Origin of the sequence: Demequina ureilytica, assembly GCF_048553575.1 — a bacterium.
Classification (GTDB): domain Bacteria; phylum Actinomycetota; class Actinomycetes; order Actinomycetales; family Demequinaceae; genus Demequina.
Genome location: NZ_JBLZIE010000001.1, coordinates 769,900 through 793,806 on the forward strand (window position 1 = coordinate 769,900; position 23,907 = coordinate 793,806).

The window sequence follows — 23,907 nt, forward strand, 5'->3', positions numbered from 1 at the left end:
CATCGTCGGGCTTGGAGGATTCGCCTAGTGGCCTATGGCGCACGCTTGGAAAGCGTGTTGGGTGCAAGCCCTCAGGGGTTCGAATCCCCTATCCTCCGCCAGTAGTCCGTGCCCATGTCAAGGTGGATGCCCGTGAACCCTGCGCAGACCGGTCGCGATCCGGCTCGCCGCAAGGCCGTGCGTCGGCACCGCCGGGAACGCCAGTTCGTGGTGTTCGGCATCGCCCTGATCGCGTTGGTGACGGCCGCCTTCGCGGCCGCGGCTGTGTACCGCGGCGACGTCGAGGGCCCCTTCGATCGTGCGTTCTACACCCCAGCAGGAGACTTCGAGTCGAACATCACACTGGCTTGCGCACCCTCCGGGGCGGTGCCGCTCCCGTACGAAGAGGTCGTGGTCCGCGTGAACAACGGTGCCGGGCTTCCCGGACTCGCGGGAACGACGGCGGACACGCTGGAGGGTCGCGGCTTCCTGGTCGTCGACGCGACCAACTGGAGCCGCGACTACAGCGGCGAGGTGCGGATCCTCTACGGAGTCCAGGGTCTGCGCCATGCCTACACCTTGGCCACGCACTTCGACGATGTCGACCTGGTGCTCGACACGCGCTCGGACGTGACGGTGGACCTGGTCCTCGGCGAGCAGTTCGGCGAGGACCCGCAGCTGCGGGAGCTCCTGGCTCCCGAGGTCGATCCTGAGCTCACTCTGTCGTCGCGCGGAGAGTGCCTGCCGGTCAACCTGATCAACCCGCAGCCCGCGCCGCGCACTCTTCCCGAGAACCCGTTGGCCGAGGCGAGCCCCTCGCCCTCGCCGTCCGCGGAGGAGTAAGTCCCCGCAGTTTGGGTCCGCTGCGAGCGACCTAAGCTCCGCTGCGCGGGTCGCTGAGCGCGTGTGGGTGGAGCGTGAGTTCCGTGAACTCCACGGAGCACCCTTCGCCCATCGGTGACTGAGCGACCACACCGATCTCGACCGACCCATGGGCGGGGAGGGAGAAGATCCGTAGCAGCTTCCAGACGGCTCCGTCGGTCGACACGTGGAATGCGAAAGTCTCGCCGTCGCGGCTGATGCGCATCCACGCGTCGGCCCCGGGAAGAGACCACCCGTTAGCATCGTCCGACAGGTGTCGAGTCACCACAGACACAGCAGTCGGCGCACCATCGACCGCCTGCTCGAGACAGAGTTTCGCCCAGTGGCTGTCGTCGGTCCGCACCAGCAGCGCGCCCGCATCGAATGTCGACCTGAGTCCCGGTTGCACTCGGGCCGAGAACTGAAAGCTCGGCCCGTTCACGGCGCGAGTGAGAACGGCTGCCGATGCTTCGGCATGTCCGTTGCCCGGGTCAGTGAAGAGATCGGTCGCCGCGCCCGACGTCATCTCGACGCCTGCTCCGTGTGCGTGCGCACTTTCGCATGCCGCGATGGATTCCGCGGAGAAGAATGGCGGCAACTCTGTGGTCATCTCGTCTCCCATGTCATGGCTGAGCGTGTGGGTCACCCTCTCACACGTCAACTGGCGTACATCGAGACGGAGTGAGGCGCGTGCCCAGGCCCATCACCGGGACGGCGGCCTGTGCTCGAGTCCTTCCGCTCTGCACTGATGTGCGTCCGGACTGGACCCTGTGCGCAAGGAATGCCCATAATCTCAGACGGTAGTATTCGAGCCGTCTTCCCTGGAACGGTCGTCGTCACCGACGACCCGGGGAACCATCGACATAGGTTGCGCGATGAACGCTAGAGCGATGACACGACGGACGGGGGCAGGTGCGGTGGGGACAGAGCCGAGCCCGTTGACGCGACCCGCTCGTGCGCCGGGGGTGCGAGATGTCGCAGCACTGGCCGGTGTGTCGATCGGGACGGTCTCCAATGTTCTGAACAACCCTGATCGGGTCGTGCCAGAGACCCGCGACCGGGTGGAGGCGGCGATGCTGGCGCTCGGATTCGTCCCGTCGAGAGCGGCAGGACAACTGCGCAGTCGCCGCTCAGAGTTGATTGGCGTGGTGATTCCAGACGTGGGTAACCCGTTCTGGGCGTCGGTCCTTCGTGGGATCGAGACGGTCGCCGACCAAGCGGGACTGACCATGGTGGTCGGCTCGACGCACCAGGACTCTGATCGGCAGGTTCACCTGTTGAGAGTCCTGGAGAGCCAAGGAGTCGACGGCCTCGTGATTGCGCCGATCGCGGACCGAGGCGGCGAGTGGGCTGCGTTCGAGAAGCGCCGCTTCGGGGTGGTCTCGCTGGAGCGTCCGGCTGGGTCGGGCGGCTCGTGGGTGAGCTTGGACAACGTGGAAGGTGCCCGGCTGGCGATGAGCCATCTGCTGGGTCAAGGGCACACGCGAGTGGCGCTGGTGAATGGCCCTTCTTCGATCTCCTGGTGTGCGGAGCGCAGCGAGGGTGCGACTCGAGCGGTGATCGAACGGGGATTGGACCCCACCGAGGTGCTGGTAGACGTGATCGTGGACGACCTCACCGTCGAGCAGGGCGCCGCCGCCGTCCGTGGGCTGCTGGGGGACCAGCAGGTCAGCGCGATGATGTGCGTGAACGACATGCTTGCCCTGGGTGCGTTGCTCGCCATGCAGGAGCACGGTGTCAGCGTCCCCGACGACGTGGCTTTGGTCGGCTACGACGACGCTGACTTCGGCGCTGCGCTCAATCCTCCGCTGACGACAGTGAGGCAGCCTGGATTCGAGATGGGCCTGGCCGCCGCACGTCTGCTGCTGCAGACCCCGGGCCGCCAGCCTGGCGAACACGTCGAGTTCGAGCCCAAGCTCATCATTCGTCGCTCAAGCGTCCGCCAGGGGAGCGAAGCGCTCTGAAGCCGCAATGGCGCAACGCGCGCGGGCGGCGAGCTGACATGCCTAGACTCCCGGCCGTGACCAAACCGTGATCCCGCAACGTTTGACATCGGCGATCACGCGCCTGCATCATTGAACCGGTTCACGATGAACCGGTTCAAAACAGACGCTCCCGCCTGAAGGGGTCGTCGCCCGCGAGATATCCAATGAGGGAGCTGCTGTGACACGTGACCACGTAACCCGCCGTGAATACGACGAGTGGATGAACGAGGCAGCCAGCTTGGCACTCGCATTGCGGTACCCGGTCACGCCCGACATGGTCAACGACAGTGCGGGAATCATCTTCGGAGATGACCAGTACGAGGCGTTCGAGCGCGGGCTGTGGTCGCGCGACCCCTACGAGGCCATGGTGATCTTCGAGTCACTGAACGAGGCCGCGGTGGATGGGCTCCCGGTCGGTGGCGCTGCACATGCCGAGTACGGCGGGTTGTGCGACAAGTTGATGATCGTGCACCCCGGCAAGTTCTGCCCGCCCCACTTCCACCAGCGCAAGACCGAGAGCTACGAGGTCGTCATGGGCGAGATGGAGGTCTTCTACTCGCCGACCCCGGTCACAGTGGGGGACGAGGACGTGCTCGAGTTCCGCCCCATGCCGGCCGGTGATGTATGGCCGGAGGGCGTGGCGTTGCCGTCAGGTCGCGAGGACTCGTACGCCGAGTTGACCAGCTACGTGCGTCTGCGCGCGGGAGACCCCAAGTTCGTGATGCACCGCAAGCACCTCCACGCCTTCCGGTGCCCCGCAGATTCACGGGTGCCGCTGGTGGTCCGCGAGGTGTCGACGTTCAGTCACGAGCCCACGGAGCACGCCCACGACAAGCCCGCCCCATTGCCCTCCTGGGCTGGTCTGCACGACAACGCCTTCGTCGCGCCGGCCGCGAACTCGGGTCGCCTCGCCACCGTCATTCGCTGACGACTCCATATCCACCACGATCCACACCCACCCACCGCACCACCCATCAAAGGAGATAGAAGATGCGCAAGTTCCCCGCAGTCGCGATCGCCGCGGCCACTGGAATGCTGCTCACCGCCTGTGCAAGCGGCGCCGATGAGCCTGAGGACACGTCCGGGTCCGCCACTGGCGGCTCCAGCACCGAGGTCGAGTTCGAGGCCAAGGAACCTCTGACCATCGGCTACTCGGTATACGACCTGCAGAACCCCTATTGGCAGTCGTACGCCGCAGGCGTCGAGGCCGCAGGCGAGGAGGCAGGCATCGAGATCCTGATCGCCGATCAGAAGTCGGATCAGCAGGCGCAGGTCTCGGGCAGCCTCGACCTGATCAACCAGGGAATCTCCGGTCTCATCATCACGCCGGTGCAGCCGTCCGCGCTCCCTGAGTCGATCGACGCCGCACACGCGGAGAAGATCCCGGTCGTCATCGCCGACATCGGCACCGCCGGCGACTACGACGCCTACATCCAGTCGAACAACACCGAAGGCGGCGCCCTCGCCGCCGAGTACATCATCGACGAACTGGGCGAGACCGACGGGCCGCACCAGGTCGGTGTCATCGAGCTGCACGCAGGCTCGGTCGTCGGGGAGGAGCGGGTCGAGGAGTTTGTCTCCACGATCGAGGCTCACGACAACTTCGAGATCGTCTCGAGCCTTGACGGCGAGGACACCGTGGACGGCGGGTTCGCCGCCGCTCAGGACATGCTGTCGGCCAACCCGGACCTCGAGGTCATCTACGCCGCGAATGACGCGTCAGCCATTGGCGCACAGCGGGCCATGGAGACAGCAGGCAAGTCGGTCCAGGACGGGTTCTACCTCATTGGGTTCGATGGCTCGGACGCGGCGCTTGATCTCATCGAGGCCGGTGACATGAGCGCGACCGTCGCGCAGGACCCCTATGGTCAGGGCATGGAAGCCGTGGAGACGATCCTCGCGCTGCTCGAAGGCGACTACTCGGGTTACGACGACGAGGAGTTGAAGACGATCTTCTTCCCGGTCGAGCTCGTCACCAACGAGAACCTGGAGGACTTCCGCGCCTCGAGGTCCGCTCAGGACTGAGTCCGTCATGACCGGGGTGGGGCATGCGCCCCACCCCGGTCTCACCGGTCAAGAAGGGACGTCAATGTCTGCTGTGCTGCACGTCGAGGACGTGGTTCAGGAGTACCCAGGTGTACGCGCGCTGAAGGGCGTGTCGCTCGAGGTCGGTGCCGGCGAGGTGCTGGGCCTCGTGGGTGAGAACGGCGCCGGGAAGAGCACGTTGATTCGCATCGTCGGGGGCATCGAGCAGCCCGTGAGCGGTGAGATCCGAGTCAACGGGGAGAAGAGAACCTTCCAAGGCTCGGCCGACTCGCAGGCGGCGGGCATCAGCGTGGTGAGCCAGGAGTTCCGACTCATCGGCGAGCTGTCAGTGGCAGACAACGTCTTCCTGGGCCACGAGCTCACGCGTTCGGGAGTGATTCGCGCATCCGAGACGCGGCAGCGCACTCAGGACATCCTCGATCAACTCGGGCTCGACCTGGACCCCGACCGGGCGGTTGCCTCGCTCACGGTCGGTGATCGCCAGATGGTCGAGATCGCACGAGCGCTCTCGCGCGACTTCGACATCTTGATCATGGACGAACCCACGGCGGCGCTGAACGGCGAAGAAGTGCGCAGGCTGCATGAGATCGTCCGCAGGCTCGCCAGCCAGGGCAAGGCCCTCATCTATGTCTCTCATCATCTTTCCGAGGTCTTCGATATCTGTGGCAGTGTGGCCGTCCTTCGTGACGGTGAACTCGTCGCGCACGCCCCGACCAGCGAGCTCGACGAGGCGGGTCTGGTCGAGCACATGCTCGGTCGCAAGCCCGAGGTGTACGAGCGCGACGCCGAGGTCGTAGCGACGTCTGACGCGCGCCTTGAGGTCACGGCGCTGCGCGTCCCGGGACTCCAGGCCCCGTTCGACCTGAAGGTCAACGGCGGAGAGATCCTGGGCCTGGCTGGCCTCGTGGGGTCGGGGCGCACCGAGGTGACGCGCGCACTCTTCGGAGACCTGCCCTCCGCTGGCACGGTTCAGGTCGATGGCAAACAGGTGCGACTGCGCAACAGCCGCGAGGCCATCCGCCATGGAATCTTCATGCTCAGCGAGGATCGCAAAGGCGGCGGAATCCTGCCCCACCTCGACGTCACCGAGAACACGATGGTGTCGCGAGACCGCTCGGCCCTGCCGCTTCTCGCCAGGATCGTGCCCGCGGTGCGTGATGAGCGTCAACAGTTCGAGCGCCTGCGCAAGGACATGCGCATTCGTGTGCCGCACGGTCGTCAACTCATCGGGAACCTCTCGGGCGGGAATCAGCAGAAGGTACTCCTCGGGCGCGCTCTGCTGTCGGGTTGCGCGGTGCTGGTGCTCAACGAGCCCACCCGCGGAGTCGACGTCGGCGCCAAGGTCGACATCTACCAGCTGATCCAGGAACTCGCAGCGTCTGGCGTCGCCATCATCGTGTCGAGCTCGGACGCACCCGAGATCGCCGCGATCGCGGATCGCTGCGCGGTCTTCTTCGCGGGACGCAAGATTGCGGAACTGCGCGGCCAGGACGTCACGGAGCAGAACATCGTCGGCGCGTCCGTCGGCCAGAGCGCAGAGGAGTCCACTCATGCCTGAGTCCAACATCGCCACGACGGCCGCAGAGTCTCTCGTCGCGGACGAGCGCGCGAGATCAGCGGAGCGTGCCCGACGCGCCGACAGCAGGCGCCGACTGCTGCAGAACGCCGGAGTGGTCATCCCCTTCGTCATCGTGCTGCTCATCGGGCTGTTCGCGGTGCCGAACTTCGCCTCGTCCTCGAACGTCACCAACATGCTGGTCAACGCGGGCATCCTGGCCATCGTCGGCTTCGGCATGACCGTCGTGATCGCTATTCGCGGAATCGACCTGTCGGTCGGCTCGGCCCAGGCTCTGGCCGCATGCGTGGCCGCGGCCACGGTGAACGCGGCCGGCCCCCTCGCGGGTGTGGCAGCGGGCATCGCGGTCGGTGTGGGACTCGGACTGTTCAACGGTGTGCTGGTGAGTCACCTCAGAGTGCCGGGCTTCATCGCCACTCTCAGCACCCTCAGTGTGTTCCGCGGGCTGGTCCTCCTCTTTACAGGCGGCGCACCCATCATGATCGCTTCCACGAGCTTCAAGTCGGTGTCCACCACGACACTGCTCGGGATCCCGGTGCCCTTCATCCTCGCCGTGATCTTCGGCCTCATCGCTCTGTTCGTCCTCGACCGCATGCGCGTCGGCAAGCACATCGTCGCGGTGGGAGGCAGCCCCGAGTCGGCCGTCGACTCCGGGATCAGCGTGCGCCGAGTGCAACTGCTCGCCTACCTCGTCTCCGGCGCATCGGCCGGAATTGCAGGCGTCCTCCTGGCAAGCCAGCTCGGTGCAGTGAATGGGTCCATCTCTTCCGGCCTCGAACTCCAAGTGATCGCGATCGTGGTGCTGGGCGGGACGAGTCTCGCCGGAGGGCGACCGCGCATCATCGGAACGTTCGTCGCTGCGCTGCTGCTGTCAATGATCAATTCGGGCCTGAACCTGCTCAATGTCCCGTCCTTCTACCAATACGTCGCTCTAGGCGCGCTGCTCGTGTTCGCGCTGAGCATCGACGGCGCCCAGCGCGCGGCCGTCAAGCGCATGCTTCAGGGGAGGCTCTCGTGAGGAACAGTCAGATCGCAACTGCCGGGACCGATTCCGGGCATGAGCTGACCGAGGAGGAGGCGCCGGCCAAGGCCAGCCGCGGCGCATACGTCCGCCACGTGCTCTCACAGCAGTATCTCGTCGTCGTCCTGATCGTCCTTTGCATTGCCGTCGGTTGGGCCGCGCCTTCGTTCTGGGGCGTCGGAAACCTGTCCAATGTGCTGTTCCAAGCATCGTTCGTCGGGCTTGCGGCGTGTGGCATGACGCTGCTCATCGCCGGCGGGCTGTTGGACCTCTCGGTGGGCGGCGTGATTGCCGTCAGCGCGATCGGCGTTGCGACAGTCCTTCCCAGCACGACGATCGGTGCCGCCATTGGCCTAGCGCTGCTGATCGGCGCGGCGCTCGGTCTGCTCAACGGCCTCCTGGTGACATACCTGCGCATTGCGCCCTTCATCGCGACACTTGGAACGCTCTATCTGTTCCTCGGCCTGGCGTTCATCTGGACCTCCGGCGGCGTCGTCGCGATCACCTCGAGCAACTACCGCGCCACCACCACAGGCACGGTCGGCTGGCTGCCCATCCCATTCCTTGTGCTGGTCGTGGTGGCGTTCTTGACATACCTGTTGCTCAAGCGCACGTACTTCGGCCGTACTCTCCGAGCCTTCGGCTCGAACGAGCACGCGGCAAAGCTCGCTGGTCTGCCAGTCAACCGGGCCAAGGTCGGAGTGTTCATCATCGCCGGGATGTGCTTTGCACTCGCGGGCGTCTTCATGGCGGGGCGGCTGTCCTCGGCGGAGGGCAACATGGCGATGGGCTTCGAGATGAATGTCATCGCGGCGGTCGTGGTCGGAGGGACTGCCCTGAGAGGCGGTCGCGGGACCTTGTTCGGAACCGTCGTCGGATCAGTGCTCTTCGCCGTGCTGGCCAACTCCTTGAACCTGTTGGGTGTGGCCTCGTACTGGCAGTACGTGCTCACCGGCACGGTTCTCGCGGCGGCAGTGGCGGTCGGCGCTCGGCGATCCTCCGCCGGAGAGGTCCGTGGGGCGAGCTGATGGGGTTTGGCGCTGACTCCGCGGCGCTCGATCCAGAGCTGAGTCGCATGGTCGGTGCGCCCGATCAACTCATCTCAGTCGAGCGACTCGTCCGCGAGGATGGGCCCGGGCGGGGTGCGCCCGTCCTGGTCGTCCGCAATCCGCAGGGCGTGTCGTTCGACGTGCTCATCGACCGAGCTCTGGACCTGGGTTGGGCCGACGCGAAGGGACTCCCACTGGCCTGGCGGGCATTGCGCGGGCCCGTGGAGTCATCGCGATATGAGCCTCACGGGTTCGGTTGGACACGCACCTTTGGCGGGGGACTGCTCACGACCTGCGGCCTCTCCGCGACCGGAATGCCGTCGGACGTGGACGGCGTCCACCACGGCCTCCACGGCCGTGTGGGCCACATCCCCGCGGAGAACGTGCGGTGGGGCTTGGTGGTCGACGGAGCCGACCTGAGTGTCGAGATCACGGGGGACGTGGTCGAGACGTCCCTGGGGGGCCCTTCGCTGCGTCTCAGGCGACGCATCGTCGCCAGCACCGTGCGACCGACGCTTCGGGTCGAGGACACGGTCATGAACGCGGGACATTCCCCGGCAGGGCACATGTTTCGCCATCACCTCAACCTGGGCTACCCGTTGGTAGGCCCGGGCTCTACGGTGAACGCGACAGCTGAGCCGGACGGCGAGCGAGACCGGGTGGCGAGCACCCCCACGACGCTGCCATGGGTGCTGGATATCGCATCCTCCGCAGACGAACCGGAGACCGTTCTCTACTGCACGCCCTTCTCCGGACCGCGCGCCACGGTCACCGTGACTGGCGCGGACGGTGCGTGGTGCGAGATAGAGCAGTCCACGGCGACGTGGCCGTTCCTCCTTCTCTGGAGGGATGCGCGCCCCGGTGTGAATGTGCTCGGGGTGGAGCCTTCTACCTCCCGGGATGGTGGCCGAGCGCGAGCCGAGAACGACGCTGAGGTCATCTGGCTCGAACCCGGAGAGTCCAGGCACTACACGACCGTGGTCCGCGTAGGCCTCAGAGAGAACCCGAGGCGTTAGCTCCCGGCGTGTGATACTACCGAGTCCATCGGCGGAGGACTAGAGCCGCCTCCGGGGCCTGAGCAATACGCTCGTGAAGCATGACCGCGTCCAGCCCTCAGCAGCAGCCGCAGCACCCGTCGTACCCCGGCGAGGAGGCCCCCGCACCCACCAATATGCTCGCCGTCGTGTCGCTGGTGCTGTCCATCCTCGGTGGAGTAGGCGTCCTGCTCGTGGTGGGCTCGATCGCGGGCATCATCACTGGCCACATCGCCCGCCGTCAGGCGCGGGAGCGCGGCGAGCAGGGCGAAGGTCTCGCGAAGGCCGGAGCGATCGTCGGATGGGTCGGCATGGTCTTCATGGTGGTCACTCTCACCGGGCTGCTGTGGTGGAACGCCATGGCGAGCGCTGCGCCGTAGCCCCGGAACGACGAAAGCCCCGGTCCCTGCGTCTAGCAGGGAGCTCGGGGCTCTCGATCTGGCGGTGACGGTGGGATTTGAACCCACGGTACGGGGTTACCGTACACAGCATTTCGAGTGCTGCACCTTCGGCCGCTCGGACACGTCACCGCCGCCGAGGATACCTGTCGCGGACCGTGGAACCCAAATCGCGCATCGGCCGCAGGGGCGCCGCAGGCGCGATCAGCGCTTGCCTTCGAAGAATGCGGACAGCAAGGACGAGCTCTCCGCGGCCCTGACACCGGAGATCACCTCGACCTTGGCGCCGATGCGCGCGTCCCGGACCAGGTCCCACTGCGACCCCGTCGCGCCGGCCTTGGTGTCCCACGCGCCGATCACCAGGCGCGGGATGCGGGCGGCGAGCAGCGCACCCGCGCACATCGCGCATGGCTCGAGAGTGACCACCAGGGTGCAGCCGTCGAGCCTCCACGTGCCGCGGGTCGCCGCAGCCTCCCGCAGCGCAAGGATCTCGGCGTGGGCCGTGGGGTCGTGTGCGATCTCGCGGTGATTGAACCCTCGTCCGAGAACCGCTCCGTCCGGATCGAGGACGAGCGCGCCCACCGGCACGTCCCCAGCGGCCGATGCGCTCTGGGCAAGCGCGAGCGCCTCGCCCATCGCGCTGTCCCAGTCAATACGGTCCCCGTCGCTCACGCTGCCAGGCTACCCGCGCATCGGCTTCACGCGCCTGGGCGGCTGGGCAGCGGGGCCGCCGGGCCCGGTAAAGTCGTGGCATGCAGCTTCACGTCGCGGACCACCCGCTCATCCGTCACAAGGTCACGGTCCTGCGGGACAAGACCACGCCGTCCCCGACGTTCCGCCTGCTGGTCGACGAGCTCGTCACGCTGCTCGCCTACGAGGCCACTCGCCACGTGCGGGTGACCGACTGCGAGGTGGAGACGCCGCTGACATCGACGACGGGCACCAAGATCGCGGACCCGGCGCCGCTGATCGTGCCGATCCTGCGCGCGGGGCTGGGGATGCTCGACGGCATGACTCGCCTGATTCCGAGCGCCGAGGTGGGATTCTTGGGGCTGAAGCGCGACGAGGAGACTCTCGAGGCGATCACCTACGCTAACCGGCTGCCCGAGGACCTCACGGGCCGGCAGGTGTTCCTCATCGATCCGATGCTCGCGACGGGCGGTTCCCTCGTCGCCGCGATCGAGTACGCCCTCGAGCGCGGGGCGACGGACGTGACGTGCGTGTGCCTGCTGGCCGCGCCCGAGGGGATCGAGCACGTCCGGGTGTCCCTCGGTGAGCGCGCTGACGTGAAGGTCGTCGTGGCGCAGGTCGACGAGCGCCTCAACGAGGTGGGCTACATCGTGCCGGGCCTCGGCGACGCGGGCGACCGGCTGTACGGCATCGTCGACCTGTAGCACCTCGCGCGCCGCGCCTCCTATGGCGCCGCGCCGTTCGCCACGTCTGGGGCCGAGCGGCCCCGATGTCAGACCACCCTGAGAGGCTGTTGGGGTGGCTCAAGAGCAGCGAAATTCATATCGTCCCCAGATACCGCGGGTGCCTGTGGACGACACGCCGCGCTGTCCACAGGGTTTACACAGGTTTATCCACACGACCACAAGATGTGGGGTTATTCACCCCAACTCACCCCTATATCTTGTTGCACACCGGTGTAATTCGGGTTACTGTCGTCACACGCTTCGCGCTCTTGACGGCGTCCCCAACGGGGGATTCCGCCCCGGCCCCAGCACCACAGAAGTCAGCACCACACCACGAGGCCGCAGGCCCGCAGTACTGCTCGCATAGCAGCTTGAACGCAAGGGGAGAATCGTGACCATCACAGAGAACTCGGCCCAGTCCGGCGTCAACGGAGACGTCGTGGCGGAGGCGGTGGCGGAGGCCAATCCCGCCCGCTCGGGAATCCACGTCACCAAGCGCGACGGCACTCGCGAGCCGTACAACGCGGACAGGATCAACAAGGCGATCGAACGTGCTGCCGAGGGCCTGCCCGACCAGATTTCGATCACCACTCAGATCGCGTCCGAGCTGGCCATCACGCTCTTCGACGGCATCACCACCGAGCAGCTCGACGAGGCCGCCATCGGCGTCGCCGTCCAGAACGTCAAGGACGACCCCCACTTCGACACGGTTGCCGCGCGCCTGCTGCGCAAGGTCATCTACAAGCGCGTGCTCGGCGGCTACGAGACCAACCTCGAGCTCGCCCTGCTGCACCAGGCCCGCTTTCCGGGCTACGTGCGCGACGCGGTCGAGGACGGACTGCTCGACAAGCGCCTGGAGACGCACTTCGACCTCGACGCGCTCGCGGCTGCGCTCGACCACGAGCGGGACGACCTGCTGAAGTACATCGGCACGGTCACGATGCGCAACCGCTACATGATCACCGACCGCCACGGCAAGGCCCTCGAGGTCCCCCAGTACTTCTGGATGCGCGTGTCGATGGGTCTGTCGCTCAACGAGGCCAACCCCACCGAGATGGCCATCAAGTTCTACGAGAAGATCTCGGCGCTGGACTACCTGCCCGCCGGGTCCACGCTGGTGAACGCCGGCACCTCATACCCCCAGCTCTCCAACTGCTTCGTCATGCAGATGGAGGACGACATCGAGCACATCGCCAAGAGCGTGCGCGACGTCATGTGGCTCACCAAGGGCACCGGCGGCATCGGCCTGTCGGTGACCAAGCTGCGCTCAGAGGGTTCGCCCATCAAGTCCAACAACACCACCTCCACCGGCCCCATCCCGTTCATGCACACCATCGACTCGACCCTCCGGGCCGTGTCGCGAGGTGGCAAGAAGTTCGGTGCTCTGTGCTTCTACATGGAGAACTGGCACATGGACTTCGCGCAGTTCCTGGACCTGCGTCAGAACTCCGGCGACCCCTACCGCCGCACCCGCACCGCCAACACCGCCGTGTGGATCTCCGACGAGTTCATGAAGCGCGTCGAGGCCGATGACGACTGGTACCTGTTCGACCCCGCCGAGGCACCGGATCTCGTCGAGCTCACCGGGTCCGCCTTCTCGGCCAAGTACGCGGAGTACGTCTCGCTCGCCCAGGCGGGCAAGATCCGCAGCTTCAAGAGGATGAAGGCGCGTGAGCAGTACAAGTCGATCCTGATCATGCTGCAGACCACCTCGCACCCGTGGCTGACGTGGAAGGACACGATCAACAACCGTGCCCTCAACACCAACACCGGCACGATCCACCTCTCGAACCTCTGCACCGAGATCTGCCTGCCGCAGGACCGCGAGAACATCGCGGTGTGCAACCTCGCCTCGGTGAACCTCTCCGAGCACTTCGTCGACGGCAAGATCGATTGGGACCGCATGGAGAAGTCGACGCGCCTTGCGGTGCGTCAGCTCGACAACCTCGTCGACATCACCTTGTCCTCCGTGCCGGAGTCCGAGCACGCGAACCGCGAGAACCGCGCCGTGGGCCTGGGCGTCATGGGCTTCACCGATCTCACCGAACGTATGGGACTCGCCTACGAGTCGGAGAAGGCATACGACCTCATCGACGAGATCATGGAGTTCGTCTCGTACCACGCGATCGACGCCTCGGCCGATCTTGCCCGCGAGCGTGGCTCCTACTCGAACTTCGAGGGGTCAGGTTGGTCCCAGGGCAAGGTGCCGTTCGACACGATCGCGGAGGCAGAGGCCGACCGTGGCGTGGAGATCGAGGTCAACCGCACCACCCGCCAGGACTGGGACGTGCTGCGCGAGAAGGTCAAGGGCGGCATCCGCAACGCCACGCTGATGGCCGTGGCCCCCACGGCATCGATCGGCCTCGTCGCCGGCACGACGCCGGGCTTCGACCCGCAGTTCTCGCAGATCTTCTCCCGCGCCACCTCCTCGGGCAAGTTCCTCGAGGTCAACCGGAACCTGGTGCGCGATCTGCAGGAGCTGGGGTTGTGGGAGCAGCTGCGGGACCAGTTGCTCGAGGTGCAGGGTGACCTGTCGCAGCTCGAGGACGCCCCCGACCACCTCAAGGAGGTCTACAAGACCTCGTTCCAGCTCTCGCCGTACGCCTTCATCGAGGTCGCGGCGCGCGCCCAGAAGTGGATCGACCAGGCGATCAGCCGCAATATCTACCTCGCTGACCGCGACGTGGAGAACATGATGGAGCTGTACTCGGCGGCGTGGAAGCGCGGCGTCAAGACCACCTACTACCTCCACATGAAGCCGCGCCACACGGCGGAGCAGTCCACCGTGCGCGTCAACAAGACGGAGAAGATGAACAAGGCGAGTTCGAGCGGGACCGGCGGCTCTGCCGGCGGCCCCTCGCGTCGCGGCTTCGGCGCTCGCAAGAACGCCGGCGCGTCGAACGCCACTGCAGCGAACGCCGCGGCCGCAGCTGCAGTCGAGTCGGGTGAGGCTGTCGCAGCGGCGCATGCTGTCGCCGCGGAGTCTGCCCCGTCCGCAGCCCCAGCCAAGAAGGGCTTCGGTGCGGTGGCAGCGAAGGCGGCACCCGCATCGGCGCCTGGGCCCGTCGCGGAGAGCTCGGCCTCTGCACCCGCAGAGACAGAGCCTCAGGCCGTGAGGACCGCCATCGCCACGGCACCCGCCTCGGTACTTGCGGCGGTGTCGAGCCAGGCGTTCGCACCCGTGCCGGCGGAGAAGCCAGACGTTCCGCCGACGTCATTGCCCGAGCCCGCGGAGGCACCTGCGGCCACCGGAGCCCTCGAGACGGGCGCTGCGTTTGCTCCCGAAGGCGCGGCGGTGCTCAATGTGAGTGAAGAGACCTATGCGTCACCCACCGGAGAAGCGGAGGTGGTGGGCGGAGTCGCCTGCCCCGTGGACCCGATGGAAGCGCTCCAGTGCGAGTCCTGCCAGTAGTGCTGGCAGAGAGGAACTGAAAAATGGCCATTCTCGGCACCGGCATCCAAGACGGATTGCTGCTCAAGCCCATCACCTACCCGTGGGCAATGGACCTGTACAACCAGGCCGTCGCGAACACGTGGTTCCCCAACGAGATTCAGCTCGGTGAGGATCTGTCCGACTTCAGGAAGATGACGGAGGAGGAGAAGCACGCTGTCACCTTCCTCATGTCCTACTTCAACCCGAACGAGCTGCTCGTCAACAAGGCGCTTGCGTTCGGCGTCTACCCCTACATCAACGCTCCCGAATGCCACCTGTATCTCGCGAAGCAGATGTGGGAAGAGGCGAATCACTGCATGTCCTTCGAGTACGTCCTGGAGACGTTCCCGTTGGATCGCGACAAGGCCTACGGCTCCCACGTGGACGTGCCGTCGATGGCTGCCAAGGAGGAGTTCGAGGTCAAGTTCATCCGTCGCATGACGGAGGAGACTCTCGACATCTCCACGACCGAGGGCAAGAAGGACTTCGTCCGCAACCTCGTGGCCTACAACATCATCCTCGAGGGCATCTGGTTCTACTCGGGCTTCATGGTCGCGCTGTCGTTCCGCCAGCGGAACCTGCTGCGCAATTTCGGCTCGCTCATGGACTGGGTGATCCGCGACGAGTCGCTGCACCTCCAGTTCGGCATCAACTTGATCCTCACCGTGCTCGAGGAGAACGAGGATCTTCAGGATCCCGACTTCGCCGACGAGATTCGCCAGATGATCATCAATGCCGTCGAGATGGAGGAGGCCTACAACCGCGACCTCCTGCCGAAGGGCATCCTCGGACTCAACTCCGACTACGTGAACCAGTACGTCCGCTATCTCGCGGACCGTCGCCTTGAGGAGCTTGGCTTCGAGCCCTACTACAACGTGTCGAACCCCGCGAAGTGGATGGCTACCGCGAACGACACGCTTCAGCTCGTGAACTTCTTCGAAGCGACCAACACCTCGTACGAGGTCAACGCACAGGCGACGAAGAGGTAGAGCCCTCGAAGGCTCCGGGGCGGCGGCCTCGTGGTGCGCAGGGGCGAATCGTCCCGCGCGCCACGGGGCCGCCGTTGCTCGTAGTGGGACGGTGAGGGGCCACCAGCTGCGACTTGGGCGAAAGTGCTGGGCGAGTGCCTCGCCGTTCAGTTCGACTTACCACGCGGTCGGGAATACACTGAACCCGACGGTGTTGACTCACGTGTCCCGCTGATCGAGCCGTGCGCTCTGATCGCGATCCGTCTGTTGAACTCGGCATAGCCGCCCCACTCAAGAAAAGAACTCTGGTTTGACCCTGCGTACTGAGCCTGCCACGTCGCGCGCGACCATCCCTTCTCTCGGCGACAGCCTGACCCGCCGCGAGCGCGTGGCGTACATCCTGATCCTGGGCGCCTTGGTCGCTCTCGGCCCGTTCACCATCGACCTGTACCTTCCCGCCTTCCCCGAGGTGGCTCGTGACCTCGCGGCGAGCGACGCCGCGATCCAGCTGACCCTCACCGCGACCACCATCGGGTTCGGCGTCGGCCAACTTGTCGTGGGTCCGCTCAGCGACGCCTTCGGTCGCAAGGTGCCGCTCATGCTGGCCACCCTCGTGCACATCCTTGCCAGCGTCTTCGTGGTCTTCGCTCCTACCGTCGAATGGGTGCTCGTGGGCCGTGCGCTCCAGGGCATCGGCGCCGCGGGCGGCGCTGTGGTCGCCATGGCGATCGTGCGAGACCTCTTCAATGGCCAACGCCTCATTCGCATGCTGTCGCGCATGGCCCTCGTCACTGGGCTCGCGCCGGTGCTGGCCCCGGTGATCGGGTCTCAGTTGCTGCGCGTCGTGGACTGGCGTGAGATCTTCGTGGTGCTCGCCCTCTACGGGGTCCTGATCGCCTCCATCGCCGGCCTGAAACTGCGCGAGACCCGGCCCGCCGGCCAGCGTGGCGGTGATGGCCTCGCCGCCATGCGCGCGCGCTACCGTCGGCTGCTGAGCGACCGTGCGTTTGTCGGCGTGGCGGTGCTGGGCGCGATGACGTTCACCACCCTCTTTGCCTACCTGTCCGGATCATCGTTCGTGCTCCAGGACCAGTTCGGCCTGACCGCGCAGCAGTATGGCGTGGTCTTCGGCCTCAACTCGATCGGGGTCGTCGCCGGCACCCAACTCGCTGCACGCTTGATGCGGGTGGTCGCACCTCGTGCGGTCGCCACCGTGGGAATCATCGTCATGACCAGCGGAGCATTGTCATTGCTGCTGTTCGCGGCCCTGGACCTCGGGCTGCTCGGAGTGATCATCCCGCTGTTCTTCGTAGTCTCTCCGCTGGGCTTCATCATGCCGTCCGTGCAAGTGATGGCACTTGAGAAGCACGGCTCCGAGGCCGGCACAGCGGCCTCCCTCATCGGCGCCATGAACTTCGGTGTCGCTGGCCTGCTGTCGCCCATCGTCGGCGTGTTGGGGGCCTCCGCAACGTCCATGGCCATCGTCATGCTCGGCGCCCTGGCCGTGGCGCACGCAAGCCTGTGGCTGGTCGTGAGGCCGCGCACCTCCAGTGAGGTCGTCCGCTGAGGCGGACGACGCCGCACGCTCCTGCGCGTCTCGGCGTCTCGCAAGCGGCGGTTACGGTGGTCGCATGACCGCTCGCATCGGGATTCTTGTGTACGACGGCTTCGACATCATCGATGCGGGAGGCCCCTATGAGGTGTTCCTCACGGCGTCGCGGCTCGCGGAGCGCGACGGTGACGCACCCGCCTTCTCCGTCGAGCTGGTGAGCCCGGGGGGACACGACGTCGTCGCGTACGGCGGCATGACTCTGACCGCGCTCGGCAACGCCGACGAGTCGCGGGACTACGACGCGGTGGTGATTCCCGGGACCATCGCTCTCGAGGGTGCGCTCGGTGAAGAGCCTGTAGGCGCTTCCGTGCGCACGCTGGTCGATGCGGCCAAGCTTGCGACGTCGGTGTGCACCGGCTCGTTCCTGCTCGCGCAGCAAGGTCTCATCGACGATCTTCCCGCGACCACGCACTGGGAGGACGTCGAAGCCCTGCGCGAGGCCGGTGTGCCGGGCGCGACGGGTGGCGTGCGGTGGGTCGATGCCGGGCAGATCATCACGAGCGGAGGCTTGACCTCGGGGATGCACATGGCGCTCCATGTCGTGTCGCTGATGCTGGGCGAGCCGATGGCGCGGCGCACCGCCCGCCAGCTGGACATGGACTGGAGCCCGGACCCCACGCGATAGATCGTGGAAGGACGCGCGGCGCGCAGATCAGGGAGCCGGATTGCCCTGGGGGCCCACCAGAGTGATCGCAAGAGTGCCAATCATGAAGTTGTCCCCTGATGTCCAGGTGGTGAGAGTCTGCATCCCGCCTTGAGCGATCACCTTGGTGCTGAAGGGTCGTGCATCGACGCCGAGCGTGTTGCCCCATGGCGACCCGAAGGCGGTCGAATCGGCGATGTCGCCCGAATCGCGCGGTCCGATGGCACCACTTCCGTCTGGCCCGAGAGGCTGGAAGTTGTCGCCTCCCAGCCGCATCGAGTCACCCTTGTTGCCCCGGTCACCCTCGAACGCCGTCCAGGAGGGGGTGACCGACGCACCCTCGGCCGCGTGGAAGCGAATGGTCACGGGCGCAGAGCTCGTCACCCAGTGCGGACCCTCGAACAGGGCAACAGTTGAGGCCTCCGGCTGCTCCGGGTCCTTGTACACGACGGTGAGGGTGAAGCCGCCGTAGTAGGTCTTCACATTCCGCTCGCGCGTGGTCTCGGATACCGCGATGTCAGCGACGGTGAGGACCTCGCCGCTCGCATCGGCGACCAAGTCGGTGACGTCAGCACGCGAGAGGTAGTACTGCCGGTCCTCCTCGACGATTCCGTCGTCCACCGTGCCCGCTTCGACGTTCACGAAGTCTCCGGAACCTATCCTGACGCGGGCCGAGTCGAGGGGCCCCGTCCACGTGTCCGAAGGCTGGGCGTCAGAGGGATGGACGTACCGGTTCGCCGACCACTCGAGGAACGCGGCCTCCACCGTCGCATTGGCGGGGAGGGTGATGCTCGTCGTACCCGAGTTGGTCGTTCCCCCATTTTCGTTGAGCTGGACCATGTTCCAGTCGTTGTTGGACTGACGCAGGATGGACTGCGGGCTGAACGTGTCCATGACGGTGCGGCACGCGCTCTGCGCAGGCATCTGCAGCGGAGCGGGGTTGCATCCCATCACCGTGCCGCCGAACTGTGCGACCGCAAGCCCGCCCCCGTCCGCGTAGCCCGGATCAAGAGGATTCGAGCCACCGTCGTGCGGGGCCAGCCCGGTCCGCACGGAATATGTCTCGCGGTGGTCTCCGGCTCGCACATCGAACTCGGTGAAGGACTCCTCGCTCAGCTCCTCCGCAGTGATCTCGACGTCCAGCGTGAGAGCGGCCGTGCCGCCAGGATCGATGGAGTCGAGGGCGCAGAACGCGACATTCGCACCGTCAGAGACGGTGCACTCCCAATCGTCGACGCTGAGCGTGCTGGTCGTGGCGTAGTCGAGGAAGGTCGACACGCGGTCGTAGGACGCCAGGGCAAGCCCTGCGCCACCGCCGGGAGGAGCCACTTGCAGCCCGTCGGGCAAGGTGATCTGCGCGGTGATCGGCTGAGCCGCGCCGTCACCTTCGTTGGCGACCTCGAAGGATACGGACGGTGAGGTTCTGGAGATCTCCAGGTAGTCCAAGGGTGACTTGGCGATCGAGAGCCGGGGCGTTCCGCCCGGGTCGCCCGGGTCGCCGGGATCGCCGGGATCACCGGGGTCGCCGGGATCGCCAGGGTCGCCGGGATCGCCGGGATCGCCAGGGTCGCCGGGATCGCCGGGATCGCCGGGATCGCCGGGGTCGCCGGGATCGCCGGGATCGCCGGGGTCGCCAGGGTCACCGGGGTCGCCAGGGTCGCCAGGGTCTGTGCCGCCGGTGCCCGGGCCGTTGCCGGTGCCGGTGCCCGGGTCGGCGGCATCCCCGTTACCGGTACCCACGTTGCCGGCGCCGGGGGGAGGTGCAGCCTGACCCTCGGGCAGCCTGCCGTCACCATTGGCGTCAGGCGCGACTGCGTTGGGCGGATCCTCAGGACCCCCTGCACTGGATGTTGGAGAAGGCTCGGGAGTGGGGGAGGGCCCAGGGGACGGGGTGGCATTCCCGTCGGGCTCGGGCGTGGGGGAGGGAGAAGGGGACGCAGCCGCCAGGACTGGTCCTCCGGAGAGGGCGGGGTCTTCCGCAGGCGAGAGCCAGCCGAGGATGCTCGCTCCGTTGAGAGCCAGGGCGGTCACGCCGATCGCGGCCGCGACAGGAAGTGCGAGGTGTGACGCGACTCCGAGCAGACCGGCCAACCCACCCGCGCCGGCGCTGCCGCTAGCCGTGGCCGCGCCGGTGCCGGCGGCACCTGCGCCGCCCGCGCCGGTACTCGCGGCAGCGTGGGGCCCCAGTGCGCCTCCAATGGGCATGCCTCCCTCGAGAGCGCCAGCGCCGATCACACCCATGAACAGCGGAGCGATGATGCCGCGCATGCCACGGTTGACGTCCTCGAGCTCGGCCACCAGAGCCGCACAGCGCTCGCACGTCTTGACGTGGGAGTCGACCTTGGCCTGCTCTCGATTGGACAGCGCGCCCCGGACGTACGCTCCGAGCTGGGTGTTGGCCTCAAGGCAGGCCTGATCCTCAGAGCTGCCGAGGTGCTGCTGCAGGTATGCCTGCCGCAGCGCCTCGCGAGCGCGATAGGCCAGGGCAGCGACACCGTTGGCGCTCAGACCGAGCAGCGGCGCGATGTCACGCGGACTCTTCTTCTCCACCTCCGTGTACCAGAGCACTGCTTGCCAGCGCTCCGGCAGGGAAGTGAAGGCATGAGCCACCATGCCGTGCTCGAATCCCTCGAGCGCAGGCTCGTCGGACGAGGCGCCGTAGCCGATTGCGGACTCATATGGAGACATGTCGTCTCTGGGCTTGGTCCGGATGCCCTTCTCGATGATGTCCATGCCCGTGCGCCTGACGATCGTGAACAGGTATGCACGGAAAGCGAGGTCAGGTCCGTCGCCTCGTTGCAGTGCACGGAGAACGCGGGCGAAGGCCTCGGACACGACATCGTCCACGTCGCTCGCGGCGTTCGTGTACTGGGAGGCGACCTTTCGTGCTGCGGGGGCGTGACGCTCGTAGAGCACGCCAAAGGCCGCTGAGTCGCCGGCGCGCACGCCTGCGATCAACTCGGGATCGCTGGACGTCTCCGTCCACAGCGCGATCGCCTCCGACGACATATTCTGGGGCCCTTTCCACGGCGACTCCGAGGAATGCCTACCCATGTTCGCTGTAGCACTGCCTGCATAGCAAGGCCCGCGAAGCGTAATTGGTCACATTGGCCCCTTGGGCGAGTCGCAAAAGAATTTTTCGGAAGTCGCGTCATAGCCCTGTAGCTCGTCCGTCTCATCGTCCATGAACAGCGAGACTCCCGTCCCCGCACCGGCACCTCGCGCCCTCATCCAGCGATGGGAGAGCGCAAGTGTCGACACGGTGTGGCTGCGCCCAGGTGACTGGTACACGCCCGCAGCGGACGCGCTGGTGGAGTCGCTCGAAGCTCGGCTCGATACGGCCCCTGCCGCGTACCGACTAGGCCAGGCACGGTCCGCAGCGGGCGTGGGCATCACTGAGGCGATCGATGACATGGCGGTGCTCTTCAAGGCGGCTGGCTACGAGTCCGCACCTATCCGATCGATCCGCTCGCTGTGCGAGGGGTGGACTACGGGTACAGTTCCCCCCCTTGACGCCCCCGTCATGACCGACGCCGAGTCAGGCCTCGGGACCGCCGAGTACCTCTCGCAGCGACTGGCAGAGGTCTATGGCACGGCCGCTCGGTTTGAACACGTAGTGAACGAGACACACGCCCTGGTCATGGTCGACGTCTCGGTTGAGAGCACAGATCCGTGGCAGCGCATTGCGCGCAATGCCGCAACTGGCGCCGCGCTGCGCGGCGCCTATGGCGAGGGCCACCCGATGGCACGCCTGAGCGACGGACTCTACGCGGTGCTCGTTGAGCGCGGCGAGACGCTCGGTGCGGGCCTTGCCACGCTGAGAGGCGAACTAGGGGAACGAGCAGTCGCGATGAAGGTCGACAGCCTCATGCGTCAGCCCCCGCGTGTGTGGATCGAGTCTCTCCCCGGGACACACGCGTACGCCTGCGAGCTCATGGAGTCTTTGCAGCGATAGGCAACGGTGGCCCCGAAGAGGGTCTGGCACCGCGCTGAGGGCGGTGCCAGACCCTCGGTCGTCGGGTAGCTACGCGCGGCGGTTGTACGCCCGGATCGCCAACGGAGCAAATACCGCCACGAGACCGACGCACCACGCGAGCGTCCACGCCACGGGCGTCTGCCAGTCGCCCATTCCGCCCCAGAGTGCCCTGAGCGACTCGATCAGGTGCGTGAGCGGATTCGCGTTGGAGAACGCCTCAAGCCAGCCCGGCATCGTGGAGGGATCGACGAAGGCGCTCGACGCGAACGTGAGGGGGAACAGGGTCATGAACACGATTCCCTGAACCGCTCTCTCGGACCGGGCGATTAGCCCCACGAGCATCGGCGCCCACGCGAGGGACAGCGCGAACACGATGGCGAGCAGGCAGCCTGCGAGGAAGCTGACGAGGTCGGTGGCGATCCGATAGCCGAGCACGTACCCGGTGCCGACCATGATCGCGATGAGCAGCACGTAGCGGACTACGTCCCCGAGCGCAGCCCCGAGCAGCGGAGCGATCCGAGAGATCGGCAGCGAACGAAATCGGTCGAAGATGCCCTTCGCCATGTCGGAGTTCAGCTGGATGCCGATGCCCACAGATGCGAAGGCGATGTTCTGTCCGATGATCCCGGGGATCAGAAAGACGAGGTACTCGCTCGTCGAGCCGGCGATCGCTCCACCAAAGATGTAGGTGAACAGCAGCGTGAACATGATCGGCGACAACGTGACGTCGATCAGGCCCTCTGGAGTGCGCCAGGTCTTGACGAGGGATCGCTTGGCGAGGACCCACGAGTGTCGGAACACATCAATGGGGCCCCGCGGGATGATCTCGACCGCCCGTGTCACGCCCTCAGTTCCCATGCCGCGAGTGGTCATGCCGCCTCCCCGCCGTTGTTCGTGCTGCTTGGTGCTCTTTGGCGCTCGCCCGTGAGAGTGAAGAAGACCTCGTCGAGACTGGGAAGCTGCAGGGACAGCTCCGTCACGCCGATGCCGTCCCCGCGCAGCCGCGTGACCACGTCCGCCAGTGCACCGTCGTCTACGACGGGCACCGAGTACTCACCAGGCCGGTGCTCGTCGATGGGGGCGCCATCCGCCGCCACTGCACTGAGCAGCGCCCGCACCGCGCCCGCGTGGTTCGGATCAGTCGGTCGCACGCGGAGCGTCTGCGAGCCGACCACCCGCTTGAGGTTGTGGGCGGTGTCGTGGGCGATCACCTCGCCGTGGTTGATCACCACAATGTCGTCGGCGAGGGCATCGGCCTCCTCGAGGTACTGGGTGGTGAGCAGCACCGAGGTCCCTTGCGCAACGATGTCCCGCACGACGTCCCACATGTCCTCGCGCTTCGCGGGGTCGAGGCCGGTCGTGGGCTCGTCCAGGAACACGACCTCCGGATGCCCTGTGAGCGATGCGGCAAGGTCGAGGCGCCGCCGCATGCCACCCGAGTAGGTCTTGAGGGTGCGGTCTGCGGCGGCGGTGAGGTCGAACCACTCGAGCAGATCCTTCGCGCGCGACTTCGCGTCGGCGCTGCGCATGTTGAGCAGGGCCGCGATCATCAGCAGGTTCTCCCGGCCGGTCAGCTCCTCGTCCACCGAGGCGTACTGGCCCGTGAGGCCGATGCGCTTGCGGACCTCGGCTGGGTGACGCTCAGCGTCGTAGCCTGCAACCTTTGCGACTCCACCATCCGCGCGCAGCAGCGTCGCGAGGATGCGCACGGCCGTGGTCTTCCCGGCACCGTTCGGCCCCAACACCCCGAGCACCGTTCCGCGAGGCACGGTGAGGTCGATGCCCTTGAGTGCCTTGGTGTCTTTGAAGCTCTTGACGAGCCCTTCAGCCTCCACCGCGTTCTCGATGCTCATAGCGACAGCGTATGAGTGGGGTGCGACATTCGTGTCCGGTGTTCGCTTTGGGCGTCAG

The 23,907-nt window shown here is 66.4% G+C and carries 20 protein-coding genes and 2 tRNA genes; 16 read left to right on the forward strand and 6 right to left on the reverse strand.

The window, feature by feature from the left end; translation table 11 throughout:
* Positions 1-13 precede the first annotated feature (13 nt).
* Together ACNI3K_RS03460 and ACNI3K_RS03465 are read left to right on the forward strand one after the other, a co-directional pair.
* Positions 14-101: transfer RNA gene (locus tag ACNI3K_RS03460), tRNA-Ser, on the forward strand.
* A 31-nt stretch (positions 102-132) separates the two neighbouring features.
* A complete protein-coding gene (locus tag ACNI3K_RS03465) occupies positions 133-822 on the forward strand; it encodes a LytR C-terminal domain-containing protein (protein WP_419390458.1) in 690 nt (229 codons plus the stop codon).
* Positions 823-853: 31 nt separating this feature from the next.
* Here ACNI3K_RS03465 and ACNI3K_RS03470 read toward each other — a convergent pair whose 3' ends face one another.
* Positions 854-1,450, reverse strand: a complete 597-nt coding sequence (locus ACNI3K_RS03470) for a DUF1349 domain-containing protein (protein ID WP_419390459.1) — start codon at positions 1,448-1,450, stop codon at positions 854-856.
* A gap of 280 nt (positions 1,451-1,730) precedes the next feature.
* Here ACNI3K_RS03470 and ACNI3K_RS03475 point away from each other — a divergent pair, with 280 nt between their 5' ends.
* From ACNI3K_RS03475 to ACNI3K_RS03510, 8 genes are all read left to right on the forward strand, one after another.
* Entirely contained in the window at positions 1,731-2,804 is a 1,074-nt protein-coding gene (locus tag ACNI3K_RS03475) for a LacI family DNA-binding transcriptional regulator (protein ID WP_419390460.1), read from the forward strand.
* Between the two features lie 199 nt (positions 2,805-3,003).
* Positions 3,004-3,753: a cupin domain-containing protein gene (locus tag ACNI3K_RS03480; RefSeq protein WP_419390461.1), complete on the forward strand. Its 750-nt coding sequence runs from the start codon at positions 3,004-3,006 to the stop codon at positions 3,751-3,753.
* 62 nt (positions 3,754-3,815) lie between these two features.
* A complete protein-coding gene (locus ACNI3K_RS03485; RefSeq protein WP_419390462.1) occupies positions 3,816-4,850 on the forward strand; it encodes a substrate-binding domain-containing protein in 1,035 nt (344 codons plus the stop codon).
* 64 nt (positions 4,851-4,914) lie between these two features.
* On the forward strand, positions 4,915-6,429 hold the full coding sequence (locus tag ACNI3K_RS03490; RefSeq protein ID WP_419390463.1) for a sugar ABC transporter ATP-binding protein: 1,515 nt from the start codon (positions 4,915-4,917) through the stop codon (positions 6,427-6,429).
* Positions 6,422-7,465, forward strand: coding sequence for an ABC transporter permease (locus ACNI3K_RS03495; RefSeq protein WP_419390464.1), 1,044 nt, complete (start codon positions 6,422-6,424; stop codon positions 7,463-7,465). The genes ACNI3K_RS03490 and ACNI3K_RS03495 overlap by 8 nt, the downstream gene beginning before the upstream one ends.
* Positions 7,462-8,496: an ABC transporter permease gene (locus ACNI3K_RS03500; RefSeq protein WP_419390465.1), complete on the forward strand. Its 1,035-nt coding sequence runs from the start codon at positions 7,462-7,464 to the stop codon at positions 8,494-8,496. The genes ACNI3K_RS03495 and ACNI3K_RS03500 overlap by 4 nt, the downstream gene beginning before the upstream one ends.
* A complete protein-coding gene (locus tag ACNI3K_RS03505) occupies positions 8,496-9,533 on the forward strand; it encodes a DUF4432 family protein (protein ID WP_419390466.1) in 1,038 nt (345 codons plus the stop codon). The genes ACNI3K_RS03500 and ACNI3K_RS03505 overlap by 1 nt, the downstream gene beginning before the upstream one ends.
* Before the next feature lie 80 nt (positions 9,534-9,613).
* On the forward strand, positions 9,614-9,931 hold the full coding sequence (locus ACNI3K_RS03510; RefSeq protein WP_419390467.1) for a DUF4190 domain-containing protein: 318 nt from the start codon (positions 9,614-9,616) through the stop codon (positions 9,929-9,931).
* 59 nt (positions 9,932-9,990) lie between these two features.
* Here the strand turns inward: ACNI3K_RS03510 and ACNI3K_RS03515 are convergent.
* Both ACNI3K_RS03515 and ACNI3K_RS03520 read right to left on the reverse strand, forming a co-directional pair.
* Positions 9,991-10,081 (reverse strand) — tRNA-Ser (locus ACNI3K_RS03515).
* A gap of 72 nt (positions 10,082-10,153) precedes the next feature.
* Positions 10,154-10,621, reverse strand: a complete 468-nt coding sequence (locus ACNI3K_RS03520; RefSeq protein WP_419390468.1) for a nucleoside deaminase — start codon at positions 10,619-10,621, stop codon at positions 10,154-10,156.
* An 80-nt stretch (positions 10,622-10,701) separates the two neighbouring features.
* On the opposite strand from ACNI3K_RS03520, the gene upp reads away from it, so the two are divergent.
* The 5 genes from upp (at position 10,702) to ACNI3K_RS03545 (ending at position 18,002) form a co-directional block, all read left to right on the forward strand.
* Positions 10,702-11,343, forward strand: coding sequence for a uracil phosphoribosyltransferase (gene upp, locus ACNI3K_RS03525; protein WP_419390469.1), 642 nt, complete (start codon positions 10,702-10,704; stop codon positions 11,341-11,343).
* Between the two features lie 472 nt (positions 11,344-11,815).
* Positions 11,816-14,776: a ribonucleoside-diphosphate reductase subunit alpha gene (locus ACNI3K_RS03530; protein ID WP_419391096.1), complete on the forward strand. Its 2,961-nt coding sequence runs from the start codon at positions 11,816-11,818 to the stop codon at positions 14,774-14,776.
* A gap of 23 nt (positions 14,777-14,799) precedes the next feature.
* Positions 14,800-15,786 (forward strand): ribonucleotide-diphosphate reductase subunit beta, encoded by a 987-nt coding sequence (locus tag ACNI3K_RS03535; protein WP_419390470.1) that lies wholly within the window; start codon positions 14,800-14,802, stop codon positions 15,784-15,786.
* A 289-nt stretch (positions 15,787-16,075) separates the two neighbouring features.
* Positions 16,076-17,332, forward strand: a complete 1,257-nt coding sequence (locus tag ACNI3K_RS03540) for a multidrug effflux MFS transporter (RefSeq protein ID WP_419390471.1) — start codon at positions 16,076-16,078, stop codon at positions 17,330-17,332.
* A gap of 64 nt (positions 17,333-17,396) precedes the next feature.
* Positions 17,397-18,002 (forward strand): DJ-1/PfpI family protein, encoded by a 606-nt coding sequence (locus tag ACNI3K_RS03545; protein WP_419390472.1) that lies wholly within the window; start codon positions 17,397-17,399, stop codon positions 18,000-18,002.
* Between the two features lie 27 nt (positions 18,003-18,029).
* Here the strand turns inward: ACNI3K_RS03545 and ACNI3K_RS03550 are convergent, their stop codons facing one another.
* Complete coding sequence (locus ACNI3K_RS03550; protein ID WP_419390473.1) at positions 18,030-21,029, reverse strand: sigma-70 family RNA polymerase sigma factor; 3,000 nt, start codon at positions 21,027-21,029, stop codon at positions 18,030-18,032.
* Positions 21,030-21,204: 175 nt separating this feature from the next.
* Between ACNI3K_RS03550 and ACNI3K_RS03555 the strand changes: the two genes are divergently transcribed.
* On the forward strand, positions 21,205-21,975 hold the full coding sequence (locus ACNI3K_RS03555; RefSeq protein ID WP_419390474.1) for a hypothetical protein: 771 nt from the start codon (positions 21,205-21,207) through the stop codon (positions 21,973-21,975).
* A gap of 69 nt (positions 21,976-22,044) precedes the next feature.
* On the opposite strand, the gene ACNI3K_RS03560 is transcribed toward ACNI3K_RS03555, so the two are convergent.
* Together ACNI3K_RS03560 and ACNI3K_RS03565 are read right to left on the reverse strand one after the other, a co-directional pair.
* Positions 22,045-22,869 (reverse strand): ABC transporter permease, encoded by an 825-nt coding sequence (locus tag ACNI3K_RS03560; RefSeq protein ID WP_419390475.1) that lies wholly within the window; start codon positions 22,867-22,869, stop codon positions 22,045-22,047.
* Complete coding sequence (locus tag ACNI3K_RS03565; protein ID WP_419390476.1) at positions 22,866-23,849, reverse strand: efflux ABC transporter ATPase subunit, DrrA-related; 984 nt, start codon at positions 23,847-23,849, stop codon at positions 22,866-22,868. Before ACNI3K_RS03565 ends, ACNI3K_RS03560 begins: the two co-directional genes overlap by 4 nt.
* Positions 23,850-23,907 lie beyond the last annotated feature (58 nt).

What these genes read in the sequence shown, in the direction of transcription:
- ACNI3K_RS03555 (WP_419390474.1), top strand. Translation starts at nt 21,205, where the DNA reads ATGAACAGCGAGACTCCCGTCCCCGCACCGGCACCTCGCGCCCTCATC.
- ACNI3K_RS03560 (WP_419390475.1), bottom strand. Translation starts at nt 22,869, where the DNA reads ATGACCACTCGCGGCATGGGAACTGAGGGCGTGACACGGGCGGTCGAG.
- ACNI3K_RS03550 (WP_419390473.1), bottom strand. Translation starts at nt 21,029, where the DNA reads ATGTCGTCGGAGGCGATCGCGCTGTGGACGGAGACGTCCAGCGATCCC.
- ACNI3K_RS03545 (WP_419390472.1), top strand. Translation starts at nt 17,397, where the DNA reads ATGACCGCTCGCATCGGGATTCTTGTGTACGACGGCTTCGACATCATC.
- ACNI3K_RS03505 (WP_419390466.1), top strand. Translation starts at nt 8,496, where the DNA reads ATGGGGTTTGGCGCTGACTCCGCGGCGCTCGATCCAGAGCTGAGTCGC.
- ACNI3K_RS03490 (WP_419390463.1), top strand. Translation starts at nt 4,915, where the DNA reads ATGTCTGCTGTGCTGCACGTCGAGGACGTGGTTCAGGAGTACCCAGGT.
- ACNI3K_RS03485 (WP_419390462.1), top strand. Translation starts at nt 3,816, where the DNA reads ATGCGCAAGTTCCCCGCAGTCGCGATCGCCGCGGCCACTGGAATGCTG.
- ACNI3K_RS03565 (WP_419390476.1), bottom strand. Translation starts at nt 23,849, where the DNA reads ATGAGCATCGAGAACGCGGTGGAGGCTGAAGGGCTCGTCAAGAGCTTC.
- ACNI3K_RS03475 (WP_419390460.1), top strand. Translation starts at nt 1,731, where the DNA reads ATGACACGACGGACGGGGGCAGGTGCGGTGGGGACAGAGCCGAGCCCG.
- ACNI3K_RS03495 (WP_419390464.1), top strand. Translation starts at nt 6,422, where the DNA reads ATGCCTGAGTCCAACATCGCCACGACGGCCGCAGAGTCTCTCGTCGCG.
- upp (WP_419390469.1), top strand. Translation starts at nt 10,702, where the DNA reads ATGCAGCTTCACGTCGCGGACCACCCGCTCATCCGTCACAAGGTCACG.
- ACNI3K_RS03535 (WP_419390470.1), top strand. Translation starts at nt 14,800, where the DNA reads ATGGCCATTCTCGGCACCGGCATCCAAGACGGATTGCTGCTCAAGCCC.
- ACNI3K_RS03470 (WP_419390459.1), bottom strand. Translation starts at nt 1,450, where the DNA reads ATGACCACAGAGTTGCCGCCATTCTTCTCCGCGGAATCCATCGCGGCA.
- ACNI3K_RS03510 (WP_419390467.1), top strand. Translation starts at nt 9,614, where the DNA reads ATGACCGCGTCCAGCCCTCAGCAGCAGCCGCAGCACCCGTCGTACCCC.